10 protein-coding genes are annotated in these 11,874 nt (G+C 72.1%); 3 read left to right on the plus strand and 7 right to left on the minus strand.

Going from position 1 to position 11,874, the window contains the following annotated elements; genetic code table 11:
• Nucleotides 1–194: 194 nt before the first annotated feature.
• The 3 genes from ACFW6B_RS34655 to ACFW6B_RS34665 form a co-directional block, all read right to left on the minus strand.
• Nucleotides 195–1,097, minus strand: a complete 903-nt coding sequence (locus ACFW6B_RS34655; protein ID WP_386602560.1) for a S1 family peptidase — start codon at nucleotides 1,095–1,097, stop codon at nucleotides 195–197.
• A gap of 243 nt (nucleotides 1,098–1,340) precedes the next feature.
• Complete coding sequence (locus ACFW6B_RS34660; protein ID WP_386602562.1) at nucleotides 1,341–2,141, minus strand: DUF1684 domain-containing protein; 801 nt, start codon at nucleotides 2,139–2,141, stop codon at nucleotides 1,341–1,343.
• 106 nt (nucleotides 2,142–2,247) lie between these two features.
• Nucleotides 2,248–3,483 carry a DUF5685 family protein gene (locus ACFW6B_RS34665; RefSeq protein WP_386602564.1) on the minus strand — a complete coding sequence of 412 codons (1,236 nt, stop codon included), beginning with the start codon at nucleotides 3,481–3,483 and terminating at the stop codon, nucleotides 2,248–2,250.
• 287 nt (nucleotides 3,484–3,770) lie between these two features.
• Between ACFW6B_RS34665 and ACFW6B_RS34670 the strand changes: the two genes are divergently transcribed.
• Nucleotides 3,771–4,208 carry a cell division protein SepF gene (locus ACFW6B_RS34670; RefSeq protein ID WP_386602566.1) on the plus strand — a complete coding sequence of 146 codons (438 nt, stop codon included), beginning with the start codon at nucleotides 3,771–3,773 and terminating at the stop codon, nucleotides 4,206–4,208.
• Between the two features lie 65 nt (nucleotides 4,209–4,273).
• Here the strand turns inward: ACFW6B_RS34670 and ACFW6B_RS34675 are convergent, their stop codons facing one another.
• Together ACFW6B_RS34675 and ACFW6B_RS34680 are read right to left on the minus strand one after the other, a co-directional pair.
• Nucleotides 4,274–5,464: an acyl-CoA dehydrogenase family protein gene (locus ACFW6B_RS34675; protein WP_386602568.1), complete on the minus strand. Its 1,191-nt coding sequence runs from the start codon at nucleotides 5,462–5,464 to the stop codon at nucleotides 4,274–4,276.
• Nucleotides 5,465–5,594: 130 nt separating this feature from the next.
• Complete coding sequence (locus tag ACFW6B_RS34680) at nucleotides 5,595–7,310, minus strand: MFS transporter (RefSeq protein ID WP_386602570.1); 1,716 nt, start codon at nucleotides 7,308–7,310, stop codon at nucleotides 5,595–5,597.
• A gap of 256 nt (nucleotides 7,311–7,566) precedes the next feature.
• Between ACFW6B_RS34680 and ACFW6B_RS34685 the strand changes: the two genes are divergently transcribed.
• Both ACFW6B_RS34685 and ACFW6B_RS34690 read left to right on the plus strand, forming a co-directional pair.
• On the plus strand, nucleotides 7,567–8,745 hold the full coding sequence (locus tag ACFW6B_RS34685) for a glycosyltransferase family 39 protein (RefSeq protein ID WP_386602572.1): 1,179 nt from the start codon (nucleotides 7,567–7,569) through the stop codon (nucleotides 8,743–8,745).
• Nucleotides 8,746–8,996: 251 nt separating this feature from the next.
• A complete protein-coding gene (locus ACFW6B_RS34690; RefSeq protein WP_386602574.1) occupies nucleotides 8,997–10,040 on the plus strand; it encodes a phosphatase PAP2 family protein in 1,044 nt (347 codons plus the stop codon).
• Between the two features lie 161 nt (nucleotides 10,041–10,201).
• Here the strand turns inward: ACFW6B_RS34690 and ACFW6B_RS34695 are convergent, their stop codons facing one another.
• The gene (locus ACFW6B_RS34695; protein WP_386602576.1) at nucleotides 10,202–10,417 is read right to left on the minus strand and encodes an I78 family peptidase inhibitor; all 216 of its coding nucleotides are present in this window, start codon (nucleotides 10,415–10,417) and stop codon (nucleotides 10,202–10,204) included.
• Nucleotides 10,418–10,779: 362 nt separating this feature from the next.
• Nucleotides 10,780–11,829, minus strand: a complete 1,050-nt coding sequence (locus tag ACFW6B_RS34700) for a helix-turn-helix transcriptional regulator (protein ID WP_386602578.1) — start codon at nucleotides 11,827–11,829, stop codon at nucleotides 10,780–10,782.
• Nucleotides 11,830–11,874 lie beyond the last annotated feature (45 nt).

Below are 11,874 nucleotides of genomic sequence, written 5' to 3' on the forward strand. Positions count from 1 at the left end.
GCCCGGTGCGGCGAGTGGGGGTCCCCCCTGCTCGAAGAGCTAGGGGGAGTGCCAGGCGTCGCGAGGCAGGCGGGAATTTGACGACAGGCCCTAGGCCCCGTCGTCAAGGGCGAGCCCCCGCACGCGGGTCGCGTGCGGGGGCTCTTCTGCTGCCGGTCGCAGGTCTGGCCGTGGGGGGTTGTCTTGCGCGCCGGTCAGTAGACGTGGACCCCGTAGGCGCTCAGGGCCTCGGTGACGGGCTGGAAGAACGTCGTACCGCCGGAGGTGCAGTTGCCGCTGCCGCCGGACGTCAGACCGTAGGCGACGGTGCCGCCGTAGAGCGGGCCGCCGGAGTCGCCGCCCTCGGCGCAGACCGTGGTCTGGATCATGCCGTAGACGATGTCACCGGAACCGTAGTTGACCGTCGCGTTGAGCGCGGTGACCCGGCCGCTGCGGGTACCGGTAGTGGAGCCGCGACGGTAGACGGTGGTGCCCACGGAGGGCGTGGCCGCGCTGGTGATGTCCTGGCTGCCGACCGCGCCCGACTTGGCGACGGACGTGTTCGTGTAGCGCACGATGCCGTAGTCGTTGGTCGGGAAGCTGGAGCCCGCGGTGCTGCCGAGCGTGGTCGTGTGCCCGGAGTTCGACCACCAGGTGCCCGCGCCGTCGGTGCAGTGACCGGCGGTCAGGAAGTAGTAGTTCCCGCTGTTGTCCTGGACGTTGAAGCCGAGCGAGCAGCGCCAGCTACTCGCATAGATGGCATCGCCGCCGCTGATCAGCTTCTTGAAGGTCCCCGGGGTGTGCTTGATGGTGAGGGCGTCGGCGTTGACGCCGGCTTCCCTCTTGATCTGCGCGATCTCGGCCTGCGAGACCGTGCTGTCGACAGTGACGACCACGCGGTTCGTCTTGGCGTCGACCGCCCAGGCGGTGCCCGCGATGTCGGACTGGAGTACCGACTTGCTGACACTGCTCAGCTGGGTGGAGCTGAAGGTCTGGACGTCGGACGCGTTCGCGCTGGGGATCGCGAACGCTGCCGCGGCGACGAGTCCGGTGGACACGGCGATCAGCCGGCTCCGTCTCGTGATGCCGCTGCGGGGGGTTGTGCGCTTGATCCTCACGTTTCGTTCCTCCGAAGGGAAGTAAGGGACCCCGTGTCGTGGGGTCGGGGCCCGTGAGGCGCAGCCGGGAGCCGCCCGTCCGGATTCCGGACAAGCCATGCCCCTGACAAGCGCTGAGGGGGAGTATTCGGCTGCGCGACCGACAGACGCAAGGGCGCCTTTCGGCCGTGCAGCCTTCAACTTGCCTTCATACGACGGAGGTTGATCGTCCAACCACTGAAGGCACCGATTTTCCCCGCGCTTTCAGAAGTCCCGGAGACCCCGGCCCAGTCGGCGCTCCCCCGCGGCGACGGCCACCCGCAGCACATTTCCGGGCGGCGGCAACGGGCAGACGAAATGACCGGCGAAGGCGCACGGCGGAAGCACGGTCCGGTTGAAGTCCACCGCCGTGCGCCCCTCGGCGTCGGGCGCCGCGGGACGCAGGAACCGGAAGCGGTAACTGCCGTCCCCGCTGGTGGCGTCGGCGAAGACGGCCCACAGCGTGCCGTCGCTCTCGACCGACACCTGGAGGGTGAGGTCCTGTCCGTCCAGGGTGAAGGCGAGGACCCCGCCGAGGGCGAGCCCGCGGGTCACCCCGTCGGCGTTCTCGACGCGCACGGTACGGCTCTCGCCGTACGGGGTGAAGTGTCCGGGCACCGCCCAGCGAGCGTCGTACGGGGTCGCCTCGATGCCCGCGAAGGCCTTCCGGGCGGGCGCGTCGGGGTCGTAGTCGCGCACACCCCAGCCCCCCTCGCGCACCAGGACGACGAACCTCCGCTCCCCGCACCCGACCCGGGCTCCGCCGGCCGGTCCGTAGTCGGCGTCCAGCGCGACGTCGCCGGTGAAGGGCTCGCCGTCGACCGTGAGCCCGTCCCCGGCGGCCGCCGTGAGGGTCACGCGGCCGCCCTCGACGGCCCATTGGCCGGGGATGTCCGGAAGTCGCCCTTCCGGATAGTCCTCGATCCAGTGGGTTCCGGTGAGCGCGAGCGGGCCGTACGGCGCGGACACCGTCGCCACTCGGTGCTCCTGCCAGTGTTTCCAGTCCTCGGATGCGTCCGTCGTCATGTGATCAACTTTTCCATACGGGTCCGGCCGCTCCCCGTCTCGCGCCGCCCGTCCCTCACACGCCCTTTCGCGCCACCCGTCTTTCGCTCACCCTCTCGCGCCCCCGCTACCCGCAGTCACAGCACGAGCAGCACTCACAGCACTCGCAGCACTGGCACCCGTCGCAGCAGTTGCCGCAGTCGCAGTCGCTCAGGCACCCTTCGCGCTTCTTGCGCGACCACGGGCCCTCGTACTCGTCGGCGCAGCACATCTTGCACGTGCAGCACAGCCCGACGGCGGCGGCGCAGCCGGCCCAGAATCCGCGCTTGCCGGGGGCCGGGGGCGGGAAGGAGGGCCCGCCGAAGGGGTTGCCGCCACCGGTGTACGGATTGCCGCCGTGCTGGGGCGGCGGCCCGAACGAGCCCTCGGGTCCGAGCAGGACCGCCGAGCCCGGCGCGTCGAGGAGGGGACCGGAGCCGTGCGCCCCGTCCCCCGCGTGCCCGCACCCCGACGTCCCGAACGCGCGGTCCACCGAGCGGCCCAGTTCGTGGACGAGCAGCACGTGCGCCAGCTTGGCATCGGTGAACTCGGCCTCTCGCAGGGCGAGTCGTATCCCGTGCAGGGCGTCGTCGGCGAGCCGGCGGGCCTCGGTGAGCGAGGTCCCGGTGGCGGTGAGGGGGTTCCAGGCTCCCGACGCGGCGTCGGTCTCCCTGTCCTCCACGGCGTCCAGCAGATGGGCGAGCCGCCCGAAGAGCCGTCCGGCCTCGGCCAGCGGAGCGGCGTTGCCGGGGCGGCCCGCGAGAACCGCGGTGTGCGCGAAGGCGGCGGCGGTGGCGGTCTCGGTGGGTTCGGTGACCGTCAGCAGCGGTGTCCCCGGCCCGGCCAGCGACTCGATCCCGATCTGCCGGTCCACCGCGTCGACGAGCACGGCCGTGTCGAAGCCGACGGCGCTCCCCGTCCGTGCCCCGGCCCTGCCCCAGCTCGTGGCCACCCGGCGCGCGGCCAGCGCGACCGGCCTTCGTGCGAGGAGCCCGTCCCCGTCGGCGACGTGGTCGCGCACCTTCGCCGAGGCGAGGACCAGCGAGACGGCGGCGGCGAGACGCGCGCCCTCGCCCTGCGCGACGGAGGCGGTCCGCATGCCGCGCAGCGGACAGGGGCCCGCGGTGCGCCGCCATCCCGTCGTCCGCTCGGCCTGAGCCTCCGTCAGAACCGATATCAGCAGGCCGTCGTAGTTGGTGACGACCCGCGCGAACTGTCCGTGGTCCCCGCGCAGGGCGAGACAGAGCCCGCACAGATGCGCCATCCACTGCGTCTTGAGCCCTTCACCGAGCCGGTGGCTGCAGGGCCTCACGATTCCGAACACGACACTCCCCCGTGACCCGTACGACGTTGAGGTCGGGAATCGTACCTACCACCGTTCACCCGTACGCACCGCTCGTCACCCGGTCGCCGCGGGAAATCATATTTCACTCTCAGTCAGCAGCCTTACCCCGTACGACCCTTGGGGGGCGCGGGCTCTCGACGGATTCGCTGTGCACCAGTACCGTCACGAAACCCCCACGCGGCGTCTATCCACTTGGCGCGACATCCGCATCATGGACGACCATGGGGATGCGGAAGCACGAAAGACCGCTGTGAGAGGAGGCGTCCATGGGATCGGTGCGCAAGGCGAGTGCCTGGCTTGGCCTCGTCGACGACAACGATGACGAGCGTTACTACGACGACGACTACGCCGAGGGTCAGGACTCCGGCGACGCCTGGGTCACCGACCCTCGCGTGAAGGTTGCTTCCGAGACGGCCGAGGAGAAGGGCCGCCGGATCGGCACGGTGACCCCGGACAGCTTCCGGGACGCGCGCGGCATCGGCGAACTCTTCCGGGACGGTGTCCCGGTCATCATCAACCTCACGTCCATGGAGGCCTCCGACGCCAAGCGCGTGGTGGACTTCGCGGCCGGCCTGACCTTCGGCCTGCGCGGCACCATCGAGCGGGTGGCGACCCGGGTCTTCCTGCTGACCCCGGCGCACACGGAGATCATCAGCGGCGAGGCCGCGGGCCGGCAGACGGACGGCTTCTTCAACCAGAGCTGAGGCAGGGCCGCTCACCGGCCCTGCCAGGCCGTGGCCTCACGCGCGGGGCCTCACCCGCGGGGTCTTCACCGGAAGGCGTCGAGCCCGGTGAGCGCCTTGCCCAGCACGAGCTGGTGCATCTCGACGGTGCCCTCGTAGGTGAGCACCGACTCCAGGTTCGTGGCGTGCCGCATCACGGGGTACTCCAGCGAGATCCCGTTGGCACCGAGGATCGTGCGCGAGGTACGGCAGATCTCGATGGCCTCGCGTACGTTGTTGAGCTTGCCGAAGCTGATCTGCTCGGGACGGAGCCGTCCCGCGTCCATGCGGCGGCCCAGGTGGTGGGCGAGCAGGATCCCCTTGTGCAGTTCGACGGCCATGTCGGCGAGCTTGGCCTGGGTGAGCTGGAAGCCGCCGATGGGGCGCCCGAACTGCTCGCGCGTCCTCGCGTACGCGAGCGCGGACTCGAAGCTGGAGCGCGCCGCGCCCATGGCGCCCCACACGATCCCGTACCGGGCGTGCGAGAGACAGCCGAGCGGGCCCTTGAGACCGACGACGTCGGGCAGGACGGCGTCGGCCGGCAGCCGCACGTCGTCGAGGACGAGCTCGCTGGTCACGCTCGCGCGCAGGGACCACTTGTGCTTGATCTCGGGAGCGGAGAAGCCGGGCGCGTCGGTGGGCACGACGAATCCGCGGATGCCGTCGTCGGTCTGCGCCCAGACGACGGCGACACCGGCGACGGAACCGTTGGTGATCCACATCTTGCGGCCGTTCAGGACCCAGTCGCCGCCGTCGCGCTTGGCGTGCGTGCGCATCGAGGCGGGGTCGGAGCCGTGGTCGGGCTCGGTCAGTCCGAAGCATCCGATGATCTCGCCGGAGGCCATACGGGGCAGCCAGGTCTGCTTCTGCTCCTCGCTGCCGAACCGGTGGATCGCGTACATGGCCAGCGAGCCCTGGACCGAGACGAGCGAGCGGATGCCGGAGTCGGCCGCCTCCAGCTCCAGGCAGGCGAGGCCGTACTGCACGGCGCTGGCCCCGGCGCACCCGTACCCCTGGAGCGACATGCCGAGGGCGCCGATCCCGCCGAGTTCGCGCGCCAGTTCCCGGATGCCGGGCAGCTCGCCCTTCTCGTACCAGTCGGCGACGTACGGCAGGACCCGGTCCGCGGCCCAGACCCGTACGGTGTCGCGGACGGCGAGGTCCTCCGCGTCCAGCAGGTCGTCGATCCCGAGCGGGTCGGCGGGATCGAAGGACGGCAGCTTCGAGGACGCGGACATACGACAGCCTCCGGCAGGGTGATAACTAGCACCGCTAGTTACGGATCTCGGCCCGACGTTACGACGCGGTGTCCCGCAAGTCCAGAGCACTTCGGCACACCCCCGGGGAGCACGCCTCCCCCGAGCGAGCCTAGGCCGAGACGCGGCTCTCGGCGGTCTCGGTGGTCTCCCGGGGGACCGGGAGGGCGACGGGATCCGCCGGACCGGTCGCGGGGACCGGGACCGGCACGGCTCCCGGCGCCGGGGTCAGGACGTCCGCCGGACCCGTCGCACGGGCCGGGGCTCCCGCGGCGTCCGTCGCGGGGGTGCCGCAGTCCATGATCCGGGGCAGGCGCAGTGCCATCACGGCGCCGAGCAGCAGCAGGCCCGCGCTCACCAGCAGCGTCACGTGCAGTCCGTGTACGAAGGAGTCCCGGGCGGTCTGCCGCAGGGCGTCGCCGGACGCGCCGCCGAGCCGGTCGGCGATCTGGTACGCCTCGCCCAGCGAGTGTCCCGCCGCCGCCGAATCGGCCGCGGGGACCCCGGGGACGGACGCCAGCCCGGGCGCGTACGCCGCGTTCATCACGCTCCCCAGCAGCGCGATGCCCATCCCCGCGCCGAGCTGGTACGAGGTCTCGCCGATCGCCGCCGCGCCGCCCGACTGCGCCTGCGGCGCCTCGCTCAGCATGGACTCGTACGCCCCGAAGAGCGTGGTCTCCAGGCCGAAGCCCAGCAGGACGAAGCCGAAGAGCAGCAGCCCGGCGTTGTCGTTCCGGCCCATCGCGATGAGCGTGACCACGGCGGCGGCGGTGAGGCAGAACCCGAAGGAGACCATCGCGCGCGGCCCGAACCTGCGCAGCAGCTTCGCCCCCGCGAGACCCGCGGCCATCGCCGCGACGGTGAGCGGCAGCAGCCGCAGGCCCGTCTGGAGCGGTGACAGACCGAGTACGAGCTGGAGGTACTGCGCGGCGATCAGCTCCAGGCCGACCAGGGCGAGCATGGCGAGGACGATGCACCCCACCGACGTGCTGAAGGCCGGGCGCGCGAACATGCGCAGGTCGACCAACGGGTGCGCGCGCCGCCGCTGCCGTCGCACGAACACGGTCATCAGCACGGCGCCGACGAGCAGCGATCCGAGGGTGAGCGGGCCGAAGGGCGCCTCGCCGCCGCCGAGGCGCTTCACGCCGAGGACGACTCCGAACAGGCCGGCGGCGGCCATGAGCGCCCCGACGACGTCCCAGGGACCGTCGCGGTCGCCGTGGGACTCGGGCAGCAGCAGCCGTCCGACCGGCAAGCTGACGATCATCAGCGGGATGTTGACGAGGAAGACCGATCCCCACCAGAAGTGTTCGACGAGGAAGCCGCCGAGCAGCGGCCCCACCGCCGCGCCGACGGCGGCGACGGCGCTCCAGATGCCGATCGCGAGCGCCCGCTCGCGCCGGTCGGGGAAGACGTCGCGCAGGATCGACAGGGTGGCCGGCATGATCATCGCGCCGCCGATGCCGAGGAGGGCGCGGGCGGCTATCAGGAGCTGCGCGTTCCCGGAGAAGGCCGCGATGCCGGAGGCCACCCCGAAGAGGGCGTACCCGAGGAGGAGGACACGCCGACGGCCGATCCGGTCACCGAGCGTGCCGAAGAGTATGAGGAGCGAGGCGCAGACGAGCGGATAGACGTCGACGATCCAGAGCAGCTCGATCGCGCCGGGCTTCAGGTCCTCGGTGACGGCCGGCACCGCGACGTGGAGCACGGTGGCGTCGATGGCGACCAGCAGCAGGCTGACGCACAGGACGACGAGGACGACCCAGCGGTTGGCACCGGCTCCGGTCTCCCGACGCCATCGTGCGGCGGCCGTGGTCGTCCCGGACATGTACGTACCTCCAGAGGTTCCCTCGCGTTCTGCGGATCCGCAGGGTGGGGACTCCCTGGGGCTGCGGCCCGGATCACGGGGTCCCGGGCCCACGCGGCAAAGGCGAGCGAGCCGTCAGCGTACGCGAGTTCTCGTTGGTGACACGTGGCGGACCTCTCACGTTCGTCGGCCAGGTGTGTGGTGTACGCCACGCCGTCCGCCCGTCGTCACGCCCCGTGCGGCCCGCGTCCTTCGCCACCTGCAGATAATCGGGCCCGTGACCGAAGCCGAGAGTCCCGCCGCGAGGCCCCTCGCGGACGCCCTGCGCCGCGCCGCGCCCGCCCTCCTCGGGTACGCGGCGGTGCGCGCCCTGGGGCTCCTCACGCTCGCCGTGTGGAGCGCGGCGGACGGCGAGAGCGCCCGCCGGCTGCTGTCGGGACGCTGGGACTCGCTCTGGTACACCGGGGTCGCCGAGCTCGGCTACGGCTACGAGGTCCGCCTCCCGAACGGTGACGTGCACGCGAACCTCGCGTTCTTCCCGCTGCTGCCCTGGCTCGAGCGGATCGTCCACGCGGTGACGCCGCTGTCGTACGCGGACGCCGGCCTGCTGGTCTCCGCGGTGGCCTCGCTCGCCGCGGCCTGGGGGATCTTCGCGGTCGCCGACCACGTCCACGACCGCCGGACCGGGATCTGCGCGGCGCTGGTGTGGGCGGTCCTGCCCGTCGGCGTCGTGCAGTCGATAACGTACAGCGAGTCACTGTTCACCGCGCTCGCCGCGTGGTCGCTGTACGCGGTGCTGACGGACCGCTGGCTGACGGCGGGGCTGCTCGCCGCGTCCGCCGGGCTGACGCGGCCGACGGGAGTCGCGGTGGCCGCGGCCCTGTGGGTGGCGGCGATCACCTCGTTCGTGGGAAAACGCCGGCACGGCGGAAGCGCGCCCCGGGCGGACGGCGCCCGTCCGTGGCGGCGCGCCCTCGCCATGGCCGTCGCGCCGCTCGGCACGGCCGGCTTCGTGCTGTGGGTGGGGCACCGCAGCGGCGGGGGCCCGCTCGGCTATCTCGACGTCCAGGCGGGCTGGCGCAACGGCTTCGACGGCGGTCACGCCTTCGGGCGCTTCGTGGCCGGGAAGCTCACCTCGTTCCCGTCCGCCCTGGCCGGTGCCGCCCTGATCGCCGGAGTCGTGCTCGTCCTGTCGGTCTACGTGAGGTGCGTGCGCCAGGGGCAGCCGCCGGCGCTTCTGGTCTACACGGGGGTCGTCGTCGCGCTCGCCCTGTGCGCGTCGAGCTACTTCGGCTCGAAACCCCGTCTGCTGCTGCCCGCCTTCCCCCTCCTGTTCCCGCCCGCCAGGGTCCTGGCCCGGCTGCGCACCTCCAGGTCGGCGCTGGTCCTCGGGGGCGTCGCGACGGCCTCGGCGGCGTACGGGGCCTTCTGGCTGAACGGATCGGGCCCGCCCTGACCCGTCCGGCGGCACCCCTCGCGGGGCCGGTGAGCGGGCGGCGAATTCCGCGCCATCCCCCGGTGAACGAATATAAAAGTGCCATAAACTCGAAGCCCCACGGGGATCAATGGAATTGAAGGCTCCGCGACCCGGGGATTAGCGATTCATTGGAAATAAACATGATCCCGAGAGGAATCCCACATCACATCGTCATCACAAACCGACTGAATCGGCCTGGAACGCAGCTCACTCGCTGTAACGTCGATTGGGTGCGTACCGAACGAAACCTCACCCGTCTGGACCGGGTCTTCGCCCGGCTGGACCGTGAGCCGGAACGACCGGCCCACATCGATGTGCCGAGGATGAGCCGGCACAGGGCCGTCCTCTTCGCGGCGACCCTGGCCTTCTACCTCGCGATCGTGTGGGCCGTGGCGATCACGTCGTGGCTGGTCCGGTTCGACTGGCAGGTCATGTTCTTCCGGCCCTACCAGCAGTGGCCGGAGATCCACGCGTTCCTGGACTACTACGTGGTCCTCGGCCAGCGCGGCCCCACCGCGGTGATGATCGCCGCGTGGCTGGGCTGGCGCTCCTGGCGTCAGCACACGCTGCGCCCGCTGCTCACCCTGGGCGCCTCCCTGCTGCTGCTCAACCTCACCGTCGGCGCCGCGAAGCTCGGCATGGGCCGTCTCGGCCCGCACTACGCCATCACCATCGGCTCGAACGAGATGGGTCTGGGCGGCGACATATTCCCCTCGGGTCACACCGCCAACGCCGTTGTGACCTGGGGAATCCTGGCCTACCTGGCGTCGACCCCGAGAGCCAGACGATGGCTCTCGGCGCTGTCCGCCGTGACCTCGCTGGGCGTGGGCCTCACCACCGTCTACCTGGGCACGCACTGGCTGAGCGACGTCCTGCTGGGCTGGGCCGCGGGCCTGCTGATCCTGCTGGCGCTGCCCTGGTGCGAGCCGCTGATCGCCCGCTCCGAGGCCGGGATCTTCGCGCTCCGCGACCTGTGGCGCACCCGCCGCGGCCTCGCCCCCGTACCCGCGCCGGCCCCCGTCCCGCTGCCCTCGCCCGTCATGTCCCCGCGGGCCGCCGCGGTGGACGGCGAGCTGCCGGCCCGCGGGACCGTCCCCTCCCGTCCGGCCAGATCCCCCGTCCACCTGGCCCCGGGCCCGCACACCGCCCGTTCGGAGCGCACGCCGGTGACACCGGCGGGCAGCCGCCGCCCGACGCACCCGGAGCGCCCACCGCATCCGGAGCGCCCGGCACGCGCGTCCGCCGCCACGGCCCGGCCGCTGACCGGCGGCTGAGGACTGCGGGGTCGGTACGCACAGCCTCTCCCCGCACAGTGAAGGCCCCCCGCTCGACGAGCAGGGGGCCTTCGCGCGTCGTGGGCCAGGTCCGCCCCCGAGCGGCGCGGCGGCGGGCCGCGGGGCGGCCGCCCAGCCCTCCAAGCGCCGGGGGCGTTCGCTCAGCCCTTCCAGCAGCGCGTCACCGTGCCGTCCGTGACCTCGAAGTTGAGCCGCCCCACCAGGTACTCCAGGGTGATGATCGCGCCGGGCGGCAGCGAGCGGACGGTCGACCAGCCGCGCTCCCGCGCGAGCTCCCGCGCCCTGCTCACCTCCAGCCCGGTATAGCTCTCCGGATCGTCCTGCGGCTCTGTGTGCGAGGGGGGAATGGGTGCCATGACCGCCACGTTAGGCGGCGCGCCCGGGCGGTGGAAGCCCGATCGGCGACGAAGCGTCACCTGTCCCCCGCCGGTCACACTTCTGTCACAGGATCACGACACGTGTTTCGCCGAACTCCATCACCCGTACGAGGGGCCGCTTCCGTGTTCCGCACTCCTTCGAACGAAATTCGGAGTCGCCGTCCGGACGTCCCGAATACCCCGCGAAATGTGCGCGGCGGGCGCCGTCACGGGCCCGGTGGAACTTTTCCGTTCCGGACCGCTCCGATTCCGCCACGCGCCGTGGAAGCTGACGCCGCATAGGAAATGCACGCTTCGGACACAGAACCCCCGCACGGCCGCCGCGGCACCAGGGGCTTCCGCTACGGCACGCGGACCACGGCCGGCGCCCCCTCGGGACCGGGTCTCCCGGCCCCCGGCTCCCCGGAAGCAGCCGGGGCCTTTGGCCCCTGCCTCTCCAGTGCCCGGGACAACCGGTCCCTGGCCGCCCTGATCGCGTCGCCGAGTCCAGCGGGCTCCAGGACCTCGAACTCGAAGCCGGTCATCATCACGTGGATGACCATGACGTCGAGGCTCGGCGCACCGGCGCGCAGGAGACAGCTCCCCTCCCCCGACGCCTCCAGGGTCCCGGCCGAGGGCGAGATCCGCGCGGCCGCCTCCTCCAGCGGCACCAGCAGCCGGACGACGGCCTCCGTGGCGTAGGCGCCGGTGGAGACGCCCCGCGAGACGTACTCGGCCAGGTTCCCGGACGGCGGCGTACGGGGGGTGAAGCGCGGTCCGTGCGGCGGCCTGGGCGTGATGCGGTCGGCCCGGAACGTGCGCCAGTCCTCGCGGTCGACGTCCCAGGCGACCAGGTACCAGCGGCGCTCGGTGCACACCAGCCGGTACGGCTCGACGGTCCGGCGGGTGGAGGACCCCCCGTGATCGCGGTACGCGAAGCGCAGCCGCTCGCTGTCGCGGCAGGCGTTGGCCAGTTCGGTGAGGACCGCGGGGTCGACGGTGGAGGACCGCGGCCCGTGCAGCATCGGCACGGTGAAGGCGTTCAGCGCGCCGATCCTGCGCCGCAGCCGGCTCGGCAGGACCTGTTCCAGCTTGGCGAGCGCGCGTACGGAGGACTCGCCGATGCCCTCGATCCCCTGCCCGGCCGCCGTGCGCAGCCCCACGGCCACCGCGACGGCCTCGTCGTCGTCCAGGAGCAGCGGCGGCAGTTCGGCCCCCGCGCCGAGCTGGTAGCCGCCGCCCGTGCCCGGGCTGGCGTTGACGGGATAGCCCAGCTCGCGCAGCCGGTCCACGTCACGGCGGACGGTGCGCGCGGTGACGCCCAGCCGGTCGGCGAGGTCCGCGCCCGACCATTCGCGGTGGGCCTGCAGCAGAGAGAGCAGGCGCAGCAGTCGTGCGGATGTCTCCAACATGCGGCCGAGTCTGCCAGCCCTTGCGGACAGCCGCTGTCCGCAAGG

It is taken from the genome of Streptomyces sp. NPDC058751 (assembly GCF_042746485.1).
Taxonomy (GTDB): Bacteria; Actinomycetota; Actinomycetes; order Streptomycetales; family Streptomycetaceae; genus Streptomyces.